Annotated in this window: 5 protein-coding genes; 4 read left to right on the plus strand and 1 reads right to left on the minus strand. The window is 60.3% G+C overall.

Going from position 1 to position 22581, the window contains the following annotated elements; genetic code table 11:
* Positions 1-4 precede the first annotated feature (4 nt).
* The gene (locus JWF83_RS18550; protein WP_413651885.1) at positions 5-1159 is read right to left on the minus strand and encodes an MFS transporter; all 1155 of its coding nucleotides are present in this window, start codon (positions 1157-1159) and stop codon (positions 5-7) included.
* A gap of 744 nt (positions 1160-1903) precedes the next feature.
* Here JWF83_RS18550 and JWF83_RS18555 point away from each other — a divergent pair.
* The 4 genes from JWF83_RS18555 (at position 1904) to JWF83_RS18570 (ending at position 22467) form a co-directional block, all read left to right on the plus strand.
* Positions 1904-17608, plus strand: a complete 15705-nt coding sequence (locus JWF83_RS18555) for an Ig-like domain-containing protein (protein ID WP_413651886.1) — start codon at positions 1904-1906, stop codon at positions 17606-17608.
* A gap of 153 nt (positions 17609-17761) precedes the next feature.
* Positions 17762-19114 (plus strand): TolC family outer membrane protein, encoded by a 1353-nt coding sequence (locus tag JWF83_RS18560; RefSeq protein WP_413651887.1) that lies wholly within the window; start codon positions 17762-17764, stop codon positions 19112-19114.
* 36 nt (positions 19115-19150) lie between these two features.
* On the plus strand, positions 19151-21301 hold the full coding sequence (locus JWF83_RS18565; protein ID WP_413651888.1) for a type I secretion system permease/ATPase: 2151 nt from the start codon (positions 19151-19153) through the stop codon (positions 21299-21301).
* Entirely contained in the window at positions 21298-22467 is a 1170-nt protein-coding gene (locus JWF83_RS18570) for an HlyD family efflux transporter periplasmic adaptor subunit (protein ID WP_413651889.1), read from the plus strand. Before JWF83_RS18565 ends, JWF83_RS18570 begins: the two co-directional genes overlap by 4 nt.
* The last annotated feature ends 114 nt before the right edge of the window (positions 22468-22581 follow it).

Consider the following 22581-nt stretch of genomic DNA (forward strand, 5'->3'; position numbering starts at 1 on the left):
AAAATTATCGTGTAACCAGCCGGGCGCTGGCAGCAACAGCCAAAAGCAGTAGCGCGATGGCCGTAAAGGCCGTCGTCAGGCTAAACCACTGGGAAACAAACCCGACCAGTGCCGGACCTGCCAGAATACCTGCATATCCAATGGTTGTCATGGCCGAAATTGCCAGGTTGACCGGCATGGCATCTTGTTTTCCGGCGGCAGTGAACAGGATCGGCACGGTATTTGACGCGCCGAGACCGACCAGTAAGAAAGCCAGTAACGTCACCGTGACATCGTTTACGCTCACCGCCAGAAAAATCCCGGCGGCGGCGCATAAACTGCCGCAGAACAGGATGGTGGTGCTGCCAAAGCGGCTGACGGTGCGATCGCCGGTCAGCCGGCCAATGGTCATGGCGACGGAGAACACCGCATAGCCCAGACCGGCCTGCGAGGTGGGCAGGCCGCGGTTGTTGGTCAGGAACAGCGCGCTCCAGTCGAGGATCGCGCCTTCGCTGAGAAACAGAATAAAGCACAGGATGCCGAGAAACAGTACCCAGCCGCGCGGCAGCACTAGCAGTGGGGTATCAGGCTGGTGCAGACGCTGGCTGAGCAGGTGTTTCTGGCTGCACAGCAGCAGCATAATAATCACTGCCGCTATGACCAGCACTGCCTGCAGCGGGATTAAGCCGAGCCACAGCAGCGCGCTGACCAGTCCGGCGCCGGCGATACCGCCGATACTGAAGAAGCCATGAAAACCGGACATCATGGCGCGCCCGGCGGCTTTTTCCACCTCAACCGCCTGGATATTCATCGCCACATCCACTACGCCGATCGCTGCGCCGAACAGCATCAGACAGAGCGCCAGGCTGACCGGGGTCGACAGGGTGGCCAGCAGAGGCAGCATCAGCATAATCCCCAGGCTGGCGGTGATAATCAGCGCCTTACAGCCATACTTAGCCGCCAGTTTGCCGGTCAGCGGCATGGCAACCAGCGAACCGACCCCCAGCGACAGCAGCAGCGCGCCGAGGGAAGCATCACTCAGGCCGATACGGTTTTTGGCATACGGGACCAGCGGCGCCCAGGCGGACATGCCCAACCCGGCAATAAAAAATATCACGCGCGTGGCGAGTTGCGTGGCCGTCGTGTGTTCCCCAGGTTGTAGCGCATCCACTGTATTCATTTATATGCTTTCTTCCCGCGCAATTTAGCTGATCCTTTTACCACAGTTCCCCGCCGCTTTGAATGTAAAGCTGGAACCAGGTCGGCGCTAAACTGACCGGTTACTACAAGCTTTTAACGTCAGTGAGTTAATAACCGATAAAAACAGCGATGTTAACTGAAAAATTATCATCGAAGCCGCTTTCCAGATGTATCCTGGTGAGTTTCCGCTGCCGCGCGTTTCGATGTCTGCCGCCTGCTGGCGCACGTCCTTCACCGCCAGCGCCGCTGCGCGTCAGCGATGAGTGGCAGGATACCTCAATGCTTACCCGGATAACTCACTCCTTTTAAGCGGTTTTCACGCTTGTTTTGCAGCGTAACTGACCTCAGTAAGCCGATTTTCACCTTGATTAAAGCAAATTATTAGTGCGGCGATGGCGTTTTTATTCAGAAACAACTGGCGCTACCATATCATTTTTTCTAAACAATATGATTAATTTAATTAATCGATATGATAAGTATTAATCACGACCACCTGCCGCTTTATTGCTTATATCTGGAGGGTGTAAAAGAGAATAATTAACCGCCGATCGCCGGCTATAAGCCGGATTTGTGACTGTTGTATTTTTTGTTTGCTGATAAACACCAGGCTGATAAACCTTCGCGTAAGCGAAATTTTCTCATTTAGTCACCATCGTTATTCTGCAGAATTTCTGTAGTTTTTCGCGTGGCATTTTACCCAACTGGTGTGTAAGGGGTTACATAGATGGCACAGCTCAATGAAGGCCGCGTCGATATTATCTCACGCGATAACGGAACGCTTATCTCTCAGGCCACTGCCGGCTCGGCCGATACGGTGATGCTTACCGAGCCCAGCGTGGTGAAGATCAATGGCACCCGGGCGATGGTGACCGAGTTTGAGCGTCAGGGTAACGATCTGATCCTGCATATGCGCGATGGCAGCGTGGTGCGCTACCAGCAATTCTTTTTTGACGACGCAAATGGCATGCACAGTGAACTGGTATTCGATGATGGCGTTAACCCGCCAGAACACGCACTGTTCCCGCTGACCACCGAAGCCACTGATGCGACGACCGCGATGGCGATCACGCCGCAGTACGAGTCGTTGGGGAGTATTGATCCGCTGTTGCTGGCTGATAACCAGATTCCGGATGGCATCATCACCGCTGCCGGTATCGGGGCGCTGGGGCTGGCGGGGCTGGCGATCGGCGCGATTGCCGGCGGCGGTGGTGGCGGGGGCGGGGGCGGGGGCGGTGCCACCACTCCCCCAGCCCAGCCCGGCATCACGATCAACACGTTTGCCGGTGATGACGTACTGGATAGTGCGGAGCAGCAGAGCAGCCAGATCATTTCCGGCAACACCAGTCAGGTAGAGCAGGGGCAGATTGTCACGGTGACCCTTAACGGGCAGAGCTGGAGCGCCACGGTGGCTGCCGACGGCAGCTGGAGCGTCAGCGTGCCGTCATCTGCGCTACTGGCGCTGGCTAACGGCACGGCGACTATCACGGCGACGGTCAGCAACAGTGCCGGCAATAGCGCCAGCGCCAGCCACGATTTCACCGTTAGCGCGCCGCTAAACGATCTGCCGACGATTACCATTGGCACCTTCGCCGCTGACAATATTCTCGATGCCGCCGAAAAGGAGAGCAGCCAGACCATTTCCGGCACTACCAGTAACGTTGAAGCGGGGCGCAGCGTGACCATTACCCTCGGCGGCGTGACTTACAGCGCCAGCGTGGCGGCCGATGGCAGTTGGAGTGTGCTGGTACCACCGGCGGCGCTGCAGGCGCTGGCCAGCGGCAGCAGCACGATTGCCGCCACGGTGAGCGATGCGGCGGGGGTGGTGGCCAGCGACACCCGGCAGATTACGGTTAACGGCCCGGCAGCGGAAGTGCCCGCCATCACCCTCGACCCGTTTGTCGGCGACAACGTACTCGATGGCGCTGAGAAGCAAATCGATCAGCGGCTGAGTGGCGGCAGCGCCAATATTGAGCCAGGCAGAAGCGTAACCATTACGCTGGGTGGCGTCAGTTACAGCGCGCTGGTGCAGGCGGATGGTAGCTGGAGCGTAGCGGTACCCGCAGCGGCGCTACAGGCGCTGGCGACCGGAACCGCCACCATTAACGCCAGCGTCAGCAATGCGGCAGGCGACAGCGTCAGCGTCAGCGGTTCACTGACGGTGCAGCCGGATAGCGCGGGGAGCATCGCGCTGGCGCCGATCAGCGACGACGGTTATCTCAGCATCGGCGAAGCCGGATCGGCATTAACCATTAGCGGCACCACCACCGGCGTGACGGCAGGCAGCAGCGTTACCGTGAGTTTTAACGGCACTGACTATAGCGCCAGCGTGGCGGCCGATGGCCGCTGGAGCGCCACTATTCCTGCCAGTGCGCTGAGCGGGCTGGCGGACGGGCCGCTTACCGTTAGCGCCAGTGTCACGGACAGCAGCGGCGCCGCGGTAACCAACAGCGGTCAGCTGAATGTACTGATCAATAACCCGCCGCAGGCCACTATCGATGCGCCATTTGGCGGCGACGGCACGCTCAATGGCGATGAGGCCAGTAGCGACCAGACCCTGAGTGGCAACACCGGCGTGACCGGCGGCGGGCAGACGGTCACCGTGACCATTGGCGGTATTGATTACCCGGCCGCCGTGGCTGGCGACGGCAGCTGGAGCATTGTGATCCCGTCAGCGGCGTTGCAGGCGCTGCCGCAAGGCCCGCAGACGGTCGGGGTGACCGTCAGTGACGCCGCCGGTAACAGCAACAGTTCCGCCACCACGGTAACGGTCGATACCCTGCCGCCGCCGCTCGATATTGAACCGATTTCCGGTGATGGGCGAATTAACGCCAGCGAACAGAACCAGCCGCTGTTAATCGAAGGCCATGCCGAAGGCGGCGGCACGGTGACGGTGACGCTAAACGGCGTCGATTATCCGGCGGCGGTCGATAACAATGGCTACTGGGCAGTGACTATCCCGCCGGCGGTATTGCAGGGTCTGGATGACGGCAACTATCCAATCGCGGTAACCGCCAGCGACAGCGCCGGCAATCGCGCAACACAGACCAGTAACCTCGTGCTCAGCACCGGTACTCCGGAGTTTAGCCTCGCCACCCCGGCCGGGGATGGCATGCTTAATCGCACCGAGCAGGGGCAACCGCTGGCGCTGAACGGCAGCGGGACACCGGGTGACAGCGTCAGTGTGACGCTGAATGGCAAAAACTATAACGCCACGGTCGATGCGAATGGCGACTGGTCAGTGAATGTACCGGTCAGCGACCTGGCGGCGCTAAACAGCGGCAGCAGCTACACCGTGGCGGTGACGGTAAGCGATGCCGCAGGCAATACCGCCGTGCAGCAAAGTCCGCTACTGATCGATACCACCCCGCCGCTGGTCACGCTAAATAGCGTTGCCGGCGATGGGGTGCTGAATGCCAGCGAACAGCGCCAACCGTTAATTATCAGCGGCAGCGGAACGCCAGGCGATGCGATTACCGTCACCCTGAATGAGATCGCCTATCAGGTGGTGGTCGGTCAGAACGGCCTGTGGGCGGTGACGGTTCCGCCAGCCGCGCTGGCGGATGGCAATTATCCGCTAACGGTTGATGCCCGTGATGCGGCAGGCAATATCAGCAGCCAGAGCAGCACCCTGCTGGTGGATACCGCCGCGCCGCCACTCAGTATTAATCCGATCGCCGTCGACGGTACGGTTAATGGCAGCGAACAACAACAACCGCTGCTGGTCAGCGGCAGCGCGACGGCCGGCGACAAAATTATCGTCACCCTGGCTGGGGAAACGTACAGCACCGTCGTCGCCGGCAACGGCGAATGGAGCCTGACTATTCCGGCTTCCGCGCTCGGCGCCATTGAGGATGGCAGCTACCCGCTAACCGTTAGCGCCACCAATGCCAGCGGTAACAGCAGCAGTAGCGACAGTAACCTGAACTTTGCGACCGCGACGCCGACGTTAACCCTGTTGCCGGTTGCCGGTGATGGCTATCTGAATAACGCCGAGCGCGATGAAACGCTAACGATCGGCGGCAGCGGTGACGCGGGCGACAGCCTGACGGTAACCCTGAACAACGTCGGCTACCCGGCGCTGGTGGACAGTAACGGACAGTGGTCGGTGCAAATCCCCGCCGCGGTGCTGAGCGGGCTGGCGGATGGGCCTTATACCGTCAGCGTGACGGTAGTGGACGCCGCGGGCAACAGCAATACGCTAACCCGTCCGTTAACCGTGCTGGCCGATCCGGCGAATCAGCCGACGATTACCGTTGAACCGCTGAGCGGCGACGGCGTACTGGATGGCGCTGAACAGGGCGAGAGCCAGATTCTGCGCGGTAGCACCGGCAATGTGCAGGCCGGACAAATCGTTACCGTCACGCTTAACGGGCTGGAGTATAACGGGGTGGTACAGGTCGGCGGCGGCTGGAGTGTCATCCTGCCGGCCAGCGCATTTGCCGGTCTGCCGAACGGCACGCAGAACCTGGCGATCAGCGTCGCCGATGTTGCCGGCAACCCGGCGACCACCAGTGACAGCTTTACCGTGGATAACCGCTTCAGCGCGCTGGCGATTGGCATTATCAGCGGTGATGATTACCTGAACGCCGCTGAGGCGGCATCCGCGCTTAGCATTAGCGGTAGTACTAACAATGTGGCGGCGGGCAGCACCGTCACGATTAATTTTAATGGCAATCAGTACAGCGCGATAGTTGATGCCAGCGGCAAATGGAGCACCACGGTGCCGTCTTCCGCATTGCAGGCGCTGGCTGATGGTCCGCTTACGGTGACGGCAACCGCCAGCGATCTCAATGGCAACCCGCTAACCAGCGAAAATACGCTGAATGTGCTGATCAATAATCTGCCGCAGCCGACGCTGGCTACGCCGTTTGGCGACGGCGTACTTAATGGCGACGAAGCCAGTCAGCAACAGACGCTGAGCGGTAGCACCGGTATCACTGGCGCCGGTCAGAAGGTGACGGTCAGTATCGCCGGCAGCGACTATCCGGCGCAGGTGGATAGCGCGGGTAACTGGACGGTGAATATTCCCGCCGCTGCGCTGCAAAACCTGCCGGATGGCGGCAATGCGCTGGTGGTTAGCGTCAGCGATGCCGCCGGCAACAACAGCAGTATCACCACGCCGGTGTTGGTGGACAGCACGCCACCGCAAATGGTGATTAACCCGATCGCCGGCGATGGGGTAATCAATGCCAGTGAACAGGGGTTACCTCTGACGGTCAGCGGTAGCGCAGAGCCTGGCTGCGCGCTGGTGGTGACCCTCGACGGCGTCGGCTGGCCGGCGACGGTGGCGGCAAACGGCGACTGGAGCGTCAGCATCCCGGCCAGCGCCTTGCAGGCGCTGAGCGACGGTAAATACGATATCAGCGTAACCGCCACCGATGCCAGCGGCAACCGTGCCACGCAGCTCACGCCGGTAACGCTGGATACCGCCGCGCCCGCTTTTACCATCGGCGTGATTGCCGGTGATGGCACGCTGAACGCCAGCGAGCAGCAGCAGCCTCTGGCTATTAGCGGCAGTGGTACTGCCGGTGACCGCGTTAACCTGACGCTGAATGGCAACAGCTACACCACCAGCGTCGGGCCGGACGGCCAGTGGACGGTCAGTATCCCGGCTGACGAGCTGGCGGCCCTCCGCGACGGTAATTATGCGGTCAGCGTTACGGTAAGTGATGCGGCAGGGAACAGCACCACGCAACAGGTTAGTCTGCCGGTAGCGATCGCCGCCCCGGCCCTGACGCTGGATCCGCCTTCCGGTGATGGCATTCTCAGCCGTACCGAGCAGGGGCAGGCGCTGATATTAAACGGCAGCGGCGAATCCGCTGACCTGGTGACCGTCAGCCTGAACGGGAAAACCTACCAGGCGACAGTCGGCGTCAATGGTCAGTGGTCGCTGGAGGTGCCAGCGGTCGATCTGGCGGCGTTAACCGAAGGGGCGAATCCGCTTAGCGTCACCGCGCGCGATGCGGCGGGCAACGTGACCACACTCCAGAGCAGCCTGACCCTGGACACGACCGCGCCGACCCTGACGGTGGCGATAGCTACCTTTGCCGGTAACGGCATTGTCGATGGCGCTGAACTGCTGCTGGACCAGACGCTGACCGGAACCAGTAGTGCGGAAGCCGGGCAACGGGTGACGGTGACGCTGAATGGCGTCAATTATACCGGTCTGGTGCAGGCGAGCGGCGCCTGGAGTGTGATTATCCCGGCCGGCGCGCTGGCCGGATTAAATGATGGCAGCCAGACGCTGGCGGTTAGCGTCAGCAATGCCGCCGGTAACAGCGTTACGGTTAACGACAGCTACACCATTAACACCAGCGGCAGTAGTCTGGCGATGGCGCCGGTGAGTGGCGATGGTTACCTGAATGCCGCTGAGCAGGGACAGGCGCTGAGTATCAGCGGCCAAAGCACTAACGTCAATCCGGGCAGCATAGTGGCGGTGACGGTGAATGGCGCCAGCTATAGCGCCACGGTTAGTGCCGACGGCAGCTGGACGGCAACGCTGCCGGCCGGTGCGCTGAGTGCGGTGGCGGATGGGCCGTTAACGATTAGCGCAACGGTTAATGACAGCGCCGGTAATCCGCTGAGCAGCAGCACTACGCTGAATGTGCTGGCGGACAGGCTGCCGACGGTCACGATTGATCCGCCGTTTGGCGACGGTACGCTGAATGCCATTGAGATCAACAACAGCGGTATCCTAAGCGGCAACACCGGCATTACTGGCGATGGCCAGACGGTGAGCGTCAGTTTGGGCGGCAATACTTACTCTGGTAGCGTGGCGGCCGATGGCAGCTGGAGCGTGACCATTCCGGCAGAAATCTTGCAATCCCTGCCACAGGGGAACGCGACATTTACTGTCACCGTCGGCGATGTGGCAGGTAACCGCGCGCTGGGGAGCGGCAGTGTGCTGGTGGATACGCTGGCGCCAGATCTGGCGGTGGATATCCTCGCCGGTGATGGGGTGGTCAATGCGACAGAAAAAGGCCAGCCGCTGGCGGTGAGTGGCAATGCGGAGAGTGGGGCGGAAATTGTCGTCAGCTTTAATGGTAACGACTACGCCACCAGCGCTGGCGCGAACGGTAGCTGGTCGCTGAATATCCCGGCGGCGGCGCTGGCCGATCTGGCCGACGGCAACTACAGCCTGACGGTAACCGCCAGCGATGGCGCCGGCAACAGCAGCCAGCAAACGGCGCCTTTCGCCCTGAAAGCCGATGCGGCAACGCTGCCGGCCATCAGTTTTAATCCTTTTGCCGCTAACAATGTGGTCGATGGCGCCGAGCAGCAAACGGCGCAGATCCTCTCCGGGGTGACCCGCAACGTTGAAGCGGGTCAGACAGTCACCGTGACGCTAAACGGGCAAATCTATAGCGCCGGGGTTCAGCCCAGCGGAGCGTGGAGCCTGTTGATTCCGTCATCCGCCTTACAGGCACTGGCTAACGGCAGCGCCAGCTTTAGCGCGGCGGTCAGTGATGTCGCTGGCAACAGCGTCAGCAACAGCCTGCCATTTAATGTGAATAACGCCGCATCCGGGCTGGCGCTGGATCCGCTTAGCGGCGATGGCTATCTTAATGCCAGCGAAGCCAGCCAGGATCTGCTGATCAGCGGCACTTCGCAAAACGTGCCGCCAGGCGGCACGGTAACCATCGTGTTTAATAACCAGACCTTTAGCGCTGAGGTCGGGGCAAATGGCGTCTGGAGTGTGGCGGTCTCTCCGGCAGTACTGGCGGGTCTGGCCGACGGCCCGGCGACGGTCAGCGTTACGGCTACCGATGCGGCAGGCAATGCGCTCAGCAGCAGCGCCACCCTGAATGTACTGGTCAATACGCTGCCGGATGCCAGGATATTGCCGCCGTTTGGCGACAGTATTCTGAATGCGGCGGAGGCGGACAGCGGACAGCGGTTGCAGGGCAGTACCGGCGTGGCGGGCGACGGACAAGCGGTCAGCGTCAATATCGGCGGTACTGACTATCGCGGCCTGGTCGATAGCGACGGTAACTGGACGCTGGATCTGCCGCCGACGGTGTTGCAGGGGCTGGCCGAAGGCAATGGCAGCGTGACGGTGACGGTAACCGATGCCGCCGGTAACCGCGATCAGATCAGTGTGCCATTTAGCGTTGATCGCACGCCGCCAGCCTTAGTTATCGATACGATTGCCGGTGATGGCCGGGTCAATGCGCTGGAATCAGCAGGCGTTATCACGGTTTCAGGCTCCACCTCGGCACAGCCCGGGCAGATTGTTACCGTGACGCTTAACGGTCAAACCTATAACGCCAGCGTCGCCAGCAACGGTGACTGGTCGCTGGATCTGCCTGCCGGCGCCCTTGCCGGGATCAATAATGGCAGCTACCCCCTGATCGCGACGGTCAGTGATGCGGCGGGTAACCCGTCGACCAGCAGCAGCACACTGATCGTCGAAAACAGCGCGCTGGTGCCCACCATTAACACCCCCTTTGGCGATGGCTATCTGAATCGCGATGAAGCCGGGGGTGCGCAGACGCTGACCGGCACTACTGGCACTGGCGGCGCCGGACAAACGGTGGTGGTGACGCTCGGCGGTAGCGATTACAACGCGCAGGTGGATGTGAATGGCAACTGGTCACTGCTGCTGCCGCCGGAAACGCTGCAGAATCTGAGCAGTGGCAATTTGCCGGTGGTGGTCACCGTGACCGACGCTTCCGCTAATCAGGGCATGGCTGAGTTGACCGCCAGCGTTGACTTCACGCCGCCGACGCTGGCGATTGCCGCCATTGCCGGGGATAACATGATCAATGCCGCAGAGTACCAGCAGGGGGTGGCGATCGCTGGCAGCGCCTCGCTGAGCGAGGCGGGGCAGCCGGTAAGCGTGACATTTAACGGCATCACTTATCAAACCCTGGTACAAAGTGATGGCAGCTGGAGCGTTAACCTGCCAGCGGATGCGCTGCAGGGACTGGCCGACGGTGACTATCAGGTCAGCGCCGAGCTGAGTGATAAGGCCGGTAATACCACTATCAGTGAACAGACCATTACCATCGATGCCGACGCGGCAACGCTGCCGACCCTCAGTATTAATGTGGTGTCCGGCGATAATTATATTAATCAGCAGGAGGCTGCTCAGCCGCTGACGATCGGCGGCGGCAGTAGCTATCTGGAAGCGGGGCGTACGGTAACGCTGGCGCTGAACGGTAAAAGTTATACCGCGACGGTGGCCGCGGATGGTAGCTGGACGCTAACCGTTCCTGCCGCCGATGTGGGCGCGCTGGCCGATGGGGCGCAAACCCTTAGCGTGACCGCAACCGATAGCGCGGGCAACCCGGCGAGCACGACGCAAAACCTGACGGTCATTGCGGCGCCGGCGGATCAACCAACCCTGAACTTCAATCCGGTCAGCGGCGATGACATCATCAATGCGCAGGAAAATAGCAGTAATCTGATCATCAGCGGTACCAGCCAGCGCGTAGCGGCGGGCGCCAGCGTGCTGGTGACATTAAATGGTAAAAGCTACAACGCCACGGTGGATGCCGAAGGTAACTGGAGCACCACCGTCCCCGCGGCGGATGTACAGGCGCTGAATCAGGGCAGTAATACCGTCAATGCCAGTGCCGCCGATCTGGCCGGTAACCCGGCCAGCGCCAGCCATAACTTTACGGTTGATACGCAGCAGCCGCTGCTGAATGTGACGCTGGACGCCGGCCCTGACGGCATTCTCAACCTGGCGGAAGCGCTGAGCGGTTTGCTGGTCAGCGGCAAAACCGAAGCGGGATTAACCGTTACCATCACGCTGAATAATCAACAGTACAGCGCCACCGCCGAGGCGAATGGCGACTGGCGTCTGACGGTTCCGGCAGCGGATCTGCTGCTGCTGAATGATGGTCCGACGCAAGTGGCGGTTTCGGTGACTGACCGTGCCGGTAATAGCAGCACGGAGGTGGTCGATGTTGAGGTGCTGATTAATGCGCTGCCCTTGCTGACCATTAGCACGTCGTTTATCGATGGCCGGTTAAATGCCGCAGAGGCGGGGGCAGAGCAGATTATTAGCGGTACCGCCAGCAACCTGGCGCCAGGCACCGTAGTGGTGGTCACCATTGGCGCACTGAGTTTTAACGGTACGGTAGATGGCAACAACAGCTGGAGCGTCAGGATAGCGGCGGGGGATCTGACGGCTCTGGCTGACGGCCAGTTGCCGGTTGAAGTCAGCGCGGTCGATAGCGCCGGTAACCCGGCGGTCGTCACCAGCAACGTCGAGGTGCTGATCCATAGCCTGCCAGACGCCAGCATTCTGCCGCCATTTAGCGATGGCGCGCTGAATGCCGCCGAGGCGGGCGTCAATCAGCCGATCGGCGGCAGCAGCGGTATTACCGGCAGCGGCCAGAGCGTGGCGCTGAAAATTGATGGCGCCACCTTTAGCGCTGGCGTCGATCAAAATGGCAACTGGAGCGCCACGCTGACGCCGACCCAACTGGCGCAGCTGGGCAACGGTACTCATACCATTGATGTCACGGTGACCGATCGCGCGGGTAACAGCGCTAACGCCACGCTGGATTTCAACGCGATTATTAGCGGCCTGCCACAGCCGACGCTGGCGACACCGTTTGTTGACGGTTTGCTTAATGCGGCCGAAGCGGCGCAGGGCGGATCGCTGAATGGCGTCACCGGCATTAGCGGAGCACAAACCGTCAGCGTCACCCTGAATGGCACTGTTTATCAGGCTGAGGTCGATACCGGCACCGGCATCTGGCGATTACCGCTTGCCAGTGAGCTGCTGCAAAGCCTGCAGGACGGTAACTTGCCGATCGGCGTGTCAGTCACTGACGCCGTGGGGAATGTCGGCAGCACCAGTGGTTCGTTGCTGGTGGCGGTCAATGCCCTGCCGGATGTGACGATTAATCTGCCGTTTGGCGATGGCGCGCTGAATATTAGCGAAGCCGCTGTCGACCAGTTAATTAGCGGTAAAACCGGCGTGACGGGTGACGGGCAAAGCGTCAGCGTGCTGATCTCCGGTTTCAACAATGGCAATGCGCTGGCGGCGACGGTGGATGCCAATGGCAACTGGTCGCTGAACCTGACGCCAGCGCAGCTGGCAACGCTGGCGGATGGCGGCCATAGCATTACGGTGAACGCCCGCGATGCGGCAGGCAACAGCGATCAGGCGACGCTGAATGTTACCAGCGCCCAGACGCTGCCGGATCCGCTGATTAACCCGCCATTTACCGATGGCGTACTGAATATCGCCGAAGCCGGCGCGGCGGTTACCCTGACCGGTACGACCGGCGTGGCGGGGCTGAATCAGGGGGTGCGGCTGCAAATTGATATCGATGGCCTTAGCTACAACGGCAACGTCGATCTCAATGGCAACTGGACGGTGAATATTCCAGCCGGGGCGCTAAGCGGCTTAACTAACGGCAGCCACAGTATCAATGTGACGGTAATCGACAGCGCCGGTAATACCAATAGCGAAAGCCTGAACTTTACGGCGCTACTGACCGCGCCGCAACCGACGCTTGATCTGCCGTTTGCCGATGGTTTCGTCAATGCCGCGGAAGCCCAGGCGGGTGGGATATTAAGCGGTAAAACCGGCGTCAGCGGCAGCGGTCAGCAAGTGGTGGTTACCATTGCCGGGATCTCTTATAACGGCGCCACGGTCGACAGTGACGGCAACTGGACATTAAACCTCGGCAGCGGCGTCTTGTCCGCGCTGGCGCAAGGTACGACCAGCATAGCGGTACAGGCGACCGACAGTGCCGGTAATCCCGGGGCCACGACTGGCAGTTTTGTCGTCGATACCCAGCTGCCAACCCTGACCATTGCGCCGTTTACCGGCGATAACGCGCTGACTTATCTGGAAAGTTTAACCACCCAAACCCTGAGCGGCAGCAGCAGCGGCGCCAGTACCGGCGCGATAGTGACCGTGACCATCGGTAATGCGACGCTGAGCGGTATAGTGCAGGCGAATGGCAACTGGACGGTAAACGTGACCCCAGACGCCATGCAGCAACTGGGCAGTAGCAGCGGCACGATTAGCGCCACGGTAACTGATGCTGCCGGTAACGCCGGCAGCAATAGCCTGACGGTCAGCGTCGACCTGACGCCGCCGCCGGCACCGCTGGTGACCCTGACGCCGGTCGGCGGCGACAATATTATTAATCTGGCTGACGGCAGCGGTAATGTGACGTTAAGCGGTAGCTACGGCAATATCGGCGCCGCCGGCGGCAGTGTCAGCGTAACCATTAACGGTGTTGCTGTCGGTAGCACGCTGGTGTCGACTGATGATGGCGACTGGAGCATTACGGTGCCCAATAACCGCTTTACGGAGGGCAATGCCAGCGTGGTGGTCACCGCCAGCGGCGCGGACGGCACGGCATCCGGCAGTACCACGGTGCTGGTCGATCGTGTGCCGCCGACGCTGACCATTGGCAACTTCGCCGGTGATAATGTGCTGAATGGCGCCGAAGCGACCAGCAGCCAGATTATCAGCGGCACGGCATCTGCTGGCGAAGCCGGACGTACGGTGAATGTCTCACTGAACGGCAAAACCTACAGCGCCGTAGTCCAGGCTGGCGGCAGCTGGTCAACCTCAGTGCCTGCGGCGGATCTGCAGGCGCTGGATCAGGGGCCGCAGACCATTTCCGCTACCCTGAGCGATGCGGCGGGCAACAGCACGTTGGCCAGTCAGACGATTGATATTGATACCCGCGCGCCGCTGTTACAGGTGAATGCGTTGCTCGGCGACAATATTCTCAATGCGCTGGATATTACCACCACCCAGCTGTTAACCGGCAACGCATCAGGTGCCGAAGGGCAGACGATTGGTCTCTATCTCGGTGATGGCGCGCCGATTGCGACGGCGATAGTTAATGCCAATGGCAGCTTTGACATTGCGCTGACGCCTCAGGTACTGGCCAGCCTGGCTGAAGGGCCGCTGGTATTTGGCGTTCGGGTCAGCGATGCGGCCGGTAATCAGACTGAGGCCACCCTGACCGTCAATAAAGTGGTTAACAGCGCGCTGAATCTGGTGGTGGATACGCTGTTTGGCGATGGCTTCCTGAATGCCGCCGACAGTGCGGTGGCGCAGACCATCAGCGGGATAACCACCTCCGCTGGCGTGGGCGCGACAGTATCGGTCACCATTGGCGGTACGCAACTCACGGCTGCCGTGGGGCAGGATGGTAAATGGGCGATCATTGTCCCGCCGTCGCTGCTGGATCTGTTTAACGACGGCAATATCGCGCTAACGCTGACCCTGACCGATGCCGCCGGCAACACCAGTATTGTTGAGAAAACCTTTACCGCGATTGTCGATAATCTGCCGTCAATTAGCAATCTGACCGGTCTGTTTGGCGGCGATAATCTGCTGAATATTGCCGAGGCCAGCGTTGAGCAGACGGTAAATGGGGTGATTAACGCGGCGAACGGCTCGCTGGTCACCGTCACGCTCGGCAGCAAATCTTACCAGACCACCCTCAATGCGCTGGGTGAGTGGAGCGTCAAAATTCCACCGCCTGATCTTGCCGCGTTGCAAGCCGGTACCCTGGCGCTGGGGGTAAACGTGGTGGATCCGGCCGGTAACAGCGCTTCCGGTTCGGCAAATATCGGTATCTTTACCGCGCAGCCGACGATCACGCTGAGTCCGATCTTTGGCGACGGCATTCTGAATATTGCCGATCTCGCCAGCGGGCAAGTGATCAGCGGCGTGGCGAACAATCTGGCGGCGGGCAGCATCATTACCCTGCGCATTGGCAACAGTAGCGTGACGGCGACGGTAGGCGAAAATGGCGCGTTCAGCGCCACCGTCGCGCCCGATATTCTTAGTACGCTGGTCAGCGGCAATTTAACCGTCTCCGCCAGCGTCACCGACGCGGCGGGAAATACCGCCTCTGCTTCCCAGGGGCTGGTGGTGGACGTTATCAGGCCGACGGTAAGCCTGGCGACGCTGTTTGGCGATGGCCTGCTGAATGCGGCGGATGCGCTGCTAACCCAGACCATTAGCGGTACGGTTAGCGGAGCGGAGTCCGGTTCGCGGGTGGTAGTGACCATTGGCGGACAACAGTTTGTCACCACCACCAGCGGTAACAGCTTTAGTCTGGCCCTGTCGCCAGCCATCCTGCAGGGATTAGTCGATGGCAATCTGACGGTTGGGGTGGCGGTAACCGACAGCGCAGGCAATACCGGCAGCGCCACTGCCGGTGCGCTGGTGGGCATTCATAATCTGCCGGCGATTACCCTCAATCCGCTGTTTGGTGATGGCGCGCTAAGTTTTGTTGAGTCGCTGGTGACCCAAACCATTTCCGGTACGGTGGCTAACGCGGCCGCCGGATCCACGGTGCAGGTGACGCTGGCCGGGCAAACGCTGGCGGCAGTGGTGGACAGTAATGGCCAGTTTAGCGTGCAGCTATTGCCTGCTCTGCTGAGTACTTTACTGAACGGTAATCTGACGGTGGGGGTGGCGGTAACTGATACCCTGGGTAATAGCACCAGCGTCACGACTGGCGTGCAGGTGGGGATCAACAATCCACCGACCCTGACGCTGAATACGGTATTTGGTGATGGCGTGCTGAGCGCCGCCGACCTGAATGCAACGCAAACCATTAGCGGTAGCAGTACTTACCTGGCGACCGGGTCAACGGTGAGCGTGACCCTTGGCGGTAAAAGCTACAGCGCGCTGGTGGTGAACGGCGGCGGCTGGTCCGTCAGCGTGTCAAAAGCCGATCTTGCTCTGCTGGCGAACGGCACCCTGCCGGTCAGCGCATCGGCCACCGATGTGTACGGTAATGTGGCCGTTAACAGTGGCTCCGTCAGCGTCATTACCAATACGCGGCCGACGGTGAGTGTCAGTACCGTCTTTGATGATGGCTTACTGAATGCCACCGACGCACAGAGTGCGCAGACCATTACCGGCAGCGCAACCAATGCTGAAGGTTCCACGGTGACGGTTAACATCGGCACGCTGACCCTGAGCGCGACGGTGGCGGCGAATGGCAGCTGGAGTGTGTCGGTACCCTCCGCCAGCCTGCTGGCGCTGGCGGACGGCACGCAAACCGTGACTGCCAGCGTCACCAACGCCGCGGGCAATAGCGGCAGCGCCAGCGCCAGCGCGACAGTGATCACCCATAACTTACCGGCGGTGGCGATCGGCACGATTTTTGGCGGCGACGGCTATCTTAATCTGGCGGAAGCCTCTACCACTGAAGCTATCAGCGGGACTTCAACCAATGCGGCAGGCAGCCGCATCTCGGTCGATGTGGCCGGTACGGTATATACCACCGTCGTCACGGCGAATGGCAGCTGGAGCGTAAATGTCCCGGCTTCAACGCTGCGCGCTATTTCTGACGGTAGCCACATTATTATGGTCACGCTGACCGATCCGGTGGGTAATACCACGGTCGCCGGCAACAGCTTTACCGCCAAAACCCATGCTCTGCCGCTGATTGGGGTTGACCCGATACTCAGTGTGCTGGGCGCGCTGATTAACGGGCTGACGGTCTCCGGCGGCACGCTCAATCTGGCGCAGGGTACGCGTCTGAATGTCACCCTGAACGGTTCGACCATGCAGGCCACCACCGATGCGCTGGGACGCTATAGCGTGAAATTCGCCGGTGGTCTGCTGGCTGCGCTGACCACCAGTTCGATCGTCACGGTCAGCGCGCTGGATGTGGCCGGCAATCCGGCATCTACCACCACCACGCTATTACTCGGCTCGTTGCTGCCGCTGGCAACCAGCTCTGGCGCGCAGTTCTCGCTGACCAGCGATGATGTCACTGCGCATGATGCCAGCACCGCGGCGACAGTGACGGCCAGCCATCAGCAGGGCGGCAAACAGAGCAGTAGTGAAACCGCGACCGCCGCCGCCGCTGAGCCGGCGCATAGCGCCGCGGCGGACAACCTTACCCACGCCGCCAGCATGCCAAACAGCACTCCAGCTGAGGCCGCCAGCGAAAGCACCGCGATGCTGGCGGAAAACCACAGTTACACCATCGGCGGAGTAGTGATCACCCGGGCGGATGGCTCGACGCAGGAAGGGCCGGTCGTCGCCGGCGGCAGTGGTGATGACATGATAACGGTCAACAACCTCAATTTTGAATATATCGAGGGCGGCCAGGGTAGCGATACCCTGGTGCTGGGCGGCGAACATATGGCGCTCGATCTCACCGCGCTGGGGCTGAAAGTCGGGCACATTGAAGTGCTGGATCTCGGCAAATCGGGTACCAACAGCATCAGGCTGGATCTGCATGAAGCGCTGAAACTGACGGATACGCCGAATGACGATCTGCTGATCAAAGGGGCGGATGGTAGCCAGGTGACATTAAGCAACAGCGACGGTGGCGTCTGGGCCAGCGTGGGGCAGCGCACGGTAGATGGACAGGTGTTTGATATTTACCATAATTCATCGCTGACCAGCGATAACAGTCTCGGGGATGTGTTGGTGCAACATAATCTGCAGGTGCATGTGGTTTGATCAATTAAACATCTGCTCCGTGCCGCACCGCCGGAGCGGAGCCATTTATGGTTCCGCTCCTGACGATAGTTGCGTTATCCCCTGCGCCTGTCGCCCTGCTGGCTATTACGCTGAGAGTCGCGGGCGACCGGCGCTAAAACTGTGGTGTTAATCATGAATAAACTGTTGGTGAGCTGGTGTCTGGGCGCTGTTTGCAGTGTGCCGGCACTTGATGCCGTGGCGGCGGCAGAACCCGCAGCAGAATTTAACTGGCGGGCGGCGCCCAGCGAGCAGCAAATGGCCACACTGACGTTACGCGAAGCGATTTTGCGCGCTTTTGCGCGTAATCCGAAAATCGCCGCGGCTGCCGCGCAGATCCATGTTGGCGAGGCCGACCTGGATGCGGCGAAAAGCGGCTGGTATCCGCAAATTTCGTTACAGGCCAGTGGCGGCCGCGCCAGCCAGCCAGACGGCGCCGGCAGCCTGAGTAATAATGCCGCCGGCGGCCTGACCTTAAGCCAGTTGTTATATGACTTTGGCCGTACCGGCGGCGCCATTGATGAACAGCATGCGTTATCTGATGCTTATCGCTTTGGTCTGTACGACACCATGACCAGCGTCGGGCAGGACACCCTGCAGGCCTATCTGCAGGTGAAACGCTATCAGGCATTGACCCTCGCCTCACGCCGCAATATCGCTTCGCTGGAACATGTGCGCGATATTGCGCAGATGCGCGCCGATGCCGGACTCAGTTCACAGTCTGATGTGTTGCAGGCGCAAACCCGCATTGCCGGAATGCACGCCACGCTGGAACAGTATCGCGCGCAACACCGTTCAGCGCAGGCGCAGCTGCGGGTGCTGACCGGGGTGATGGCGGATAATCTGCCGGAGCTGCCGCAGAGCCTGCTGCAACAGCAGGTGATGCCGGACAACATTACCTACGAAAAAAGTGCCGCGGTACGCAGCGCGCAGGCCAAACAGGAAGCGGCCAGCGAACGTGTGCGTCAGGCGCAATCCAGCCACTGGCCGACGATCAAAGTAGAAGCTGGCCGCAGCCGCTATAAAAACGACGACCGCGCTTACTGGGACGATCAGCTGCAATTACGGGTTGAGGCGCCGCTTTACCAGGGCGGCCTGGTCAATGCGCGCACGCGTTCGGCGCAGGGCGAACGTGAAGCGGCGGTGGCGGCGATTGAACAGTCCAAACTGGACATCAATCAGCGCGCCGCCACCGCCTGGGCCGACATGATTGGCGCCCGGCAGCGCCAGCAGGCGGGGGAAGAACAACTGGCCAGCGCCGACCATACCCGCTCGGTGTATGCCGATGAATACCAACTGAATAAGCGCAGCCTGAACGACCTTCTCAGTGTGGAGCAGGACGTGTTCCAGGCCGACAGCATGCGTATGGTGGCGCTGTATGACGGCTGGGATGCCACCGTGCGCTATGCCGCTGCGGTGGACAACCTGCTCGATATGATGGGGATCGATCGTGAAGCCAGCCGCGGGCAAAGCCTGCCTGCGCTGTAAGGGTCACTCCGCTACCACCAATAAAAGGCCGTAATCATGACGACACAAACCGCAAGCACGGAAAACTGGATTAATGCCATGCTGCGTGTCGCGGCACGCTTCGGCAAACCGGCCGAAGGCCACACACTTCGCCAGCAGATGCGCTGGTTTGAGCATCTCAGCAGCAGCCAGCAGCTGGAACGTCTGGCCGGACTGCTCGGGCTGCATCTCACCATGATGGCGCGCGATAGCATTCGCTGGCGACAGGAGGTGACGCCGCTGGTGCTGATGCTGGAGAACGGCAGCGTGGCGGTGGTCGAAGCCATTGATGCCCAAAGCAATGTGCGTTACTGGATCAGTGACGGCGGCGATGTGGTGCGCGAAACCGAGCTGGCGCTGCTGCTGGCGCAAAGTCAGGATCAGGTAGCGATTATTGGTGTTGCGGCACGCGGGCGCGACGCGCGGATTGACGAGTTTGTGCAGCCGTATAAAAAGCACTGGTTCTGGCACAATTTTCGCGGCATGGGGCGCCGCATCGCTGAGATCTCGCTGGCGTCGATCGTAGGTAATGTGCTGGCGCTGGCCGGGATCCTGTTTTCGATGCAGATCTATGACCGGGTGATCCCGGCACAGTCAGAATCGACGCTGTGGGTGTTGTTTGTCGGCGTGCTGCTGGCGGCGGCGATCGAATACCTGATCCGTCTGATGCGTACCCAGGTGTCGGATGTGATGGGCAAGCGTATCGATCTGCAGCTGTCATCAATGCTGTTTGCGCGCGCGATGAATATTCGCAACGAGGCGCGGCCGAAATCCACCGGCTCCTTTATCTCGCAGTTGCGTGAAATCGACCAGGTGCGCGAGCTGCTCACTTCCACCACCGTCGGGGCGGCGGCCGATATGCCGTTTGTCATCCTGTTCCTGTTTATTATGGCGTTTATTGGCGGCCCGCTGGTGATTATTCCGCTGCTGGCGATTCCGCTGATTGTTATTCCGGGTCTGTTGCTGCAAATCCCGATGGCGAAGCTGGCAAAAGAGGGAATGCGGGAAGGGGCGCTGCGTAATGCGGTGCTGGTGGAAACCATTGAAGGTATCGAAGATATCAAAGCGCTACAGGCAGAACCCTATTTCCAGCGCCAGTGGGAGCAAACCCATGAGGTGAGCGCGACGATTGGGATGAAACAGCGTTTGTGGGGCGCGCGCCTGACCGGCTGGGCATCGACGGTGCAACAGCTGACCTACGCCGGGATGCTGGTGTTCGGCACCTATCTGGTACTGGGCGGCGAGATTACGACCGGCACGCTGGTAGCCAGCAGTCTGTTGTCATCACGCACTATCGCGCCCCTGATGCAGCTGACGATGGTGTTTTCGCGCTGGCAGCATGCGAAAAGTGCGATGAACGGTCTGGATGAACTGTTAAAACGGCCACTTGACCAGCCGGAAGAGGGCGAAATAGCGCACTGCCCGACGCTGACCGGACACTACGACCTGCGCAATGTGCAGTATAGCTATGATGAAGAGAAGGCGAAAAATGTCCTTAGCGTGGCGAAGCTGCAGATTAAACCCGGCGAGCGTATCGCCATCCTCGGTAAAGTCGGCGCTGGCAAGTCGACCCTGCTAAAGCTGCTGGCCGGGCAGGCCAGCGCCAGCCAGGGCAAAGTGGTGGTGGATGGCGTGGATATCAGCCGTATCGATCCGGTGGATTTACGCCGCCAGCTGGGCTGGTTATCCCAGGACTCGCGCCTGTTCTTTGGCACCCTGCGGCAGAACCTGATGCTGGGCAATCCCCATGCCAGCGAGCAGGAGATGCTGCAGGCGCTGCGCGTCAGCGGCGCATTGAGCCTGGTGCAGCAGGACGCCGCCAGTCTCGATCGGATTATTAATGAGGGCGGGCGCGGGTTGTCTGGCGGCCAGCGGCAGATGGTGATGCTCAGCCGGATGATCCTGCGTCAGCCGCAGGTGGTACTGATGGATGAGCCGACCGCCTCCATGGATGAGCAGCTGGAAGAGCATGTCCTGCAGCAGATGCATGGCTGGCTCTCCGGGCGCACGCTGGTGCTGGTGACGCACCGTCCGGCGCTGCTGAAGCTGGTGGAGCGTATTGTGGTGATGGATAACGGCCGGATTATTGCCGATGGCGCGCGCGATGAGATTCTGCCGGCGGTGATACCGGCGAAAGCGACGGCGGCCAGAGCGGGGGATGCGGCATGAGCCTGATTCTGATCGATCGCGATTTAAAGCGTAATGAAAAACGCACCTCGGCGATTATCTGGACCTCTGGCGCTGCACTGGCGCTGTTTCTGCTCTGGGCGCATTTCGCCATTCTGGATGAGGTGACGGTCGGCAGCGGTAAGGTCACCCCTTCCACGCATGCGCAGGTGATTGAAAGCCTCGATGGCGGGATTGTCGAGCAGCTGAATGTGCATGAAGGAGATATCGTCGGCAAAGGTCAGATTCTCGCCCGTCTGGACCCGACGCGTTTTCAGTCGAACTTTGGCGAAGCGCAGTCCAAAGCGCGCACCCTGCGCGCGTCGGCGGAACGGCTGCGCTCGGAACTCACCGGCGCGCCGCTCCAGTTCAGCGCCGAAACCTGGCAGGAGCCGGAACTGGTGGCGCGTGAAACCCAGCTGTATCAGTCACGGCGGCGTAATCTGACGGAAACCGTCAGCAACCTGCAACGGTCGATGACGCTGGTGCAGGATGAGTTGCGCATGACCCAGCCGCTGGTGGCAAAAGGGGCGGCCGGACAGGTAGAGGTGATTCGTTTGCAGCGCCAGGTTGCCGAGCTACGCGGTAAAATCGATGAGGCGACCAATGACTATGCGGTGCGTGCACGCGAAGAACAGGTAAAGAATAACGCCGATCTCGATGCGCAGTTGCAGGTGCTGGCCGGTAAGCAGGATCAGCTGAAGCACGCCATTCTCTATTCGCCGGTGCGCGGCATCGTGAAGGATATTCAGGTAACCACCGTTGGCGGCGTGTTACAGCCGGGCGACAAGCTGATGGAAATCGTGCCGCTGGAGGATCAGCTGTTAATTGAGACGCGTATTAACCCGCGCGATATCGCCTACATCCGTCCGGGCCTGGCTGCCACGGTAAAGGTTACCGCCTATGACTCGTCGATCTATGGCAACCTGGAAGGCGAGGTGGAAAGCGTCTCGCCGGACACGCTGCAGGATGAGGTGAAGCGCGATCAATATTACTATCGGGTCTATGTCCGGACGCAAAAAGCGGAACTGACCAACCGTGCGGGCCGGACATTCCCGATTATGCCCGGCATGGTGGCCAGTGTTGAAATTAAAACCGGTCAGAAATCGGTGTTGGATTATCTGATTAAGCCACTGAATAAAATTAAAGAATCTCTGCGCGAACGGTAGAAAATACGACCAGTGAAATTTAGGTTTATGATTATTTTAGCGGCTAAATAAGCGCAAATATCCGCCGCTTATAACTGAACATAATGTGCTAAAATAAGCAAATAGTGCTCATGG

This window comes from Pantoea sp. B65 (genome assembly GCF_047308185.1).
Lineage (GTDB): Bacteria > Pseudomonadota > Gammaproteobacteria > Enterobacterales > Enterobacteriaceae > Erwinia.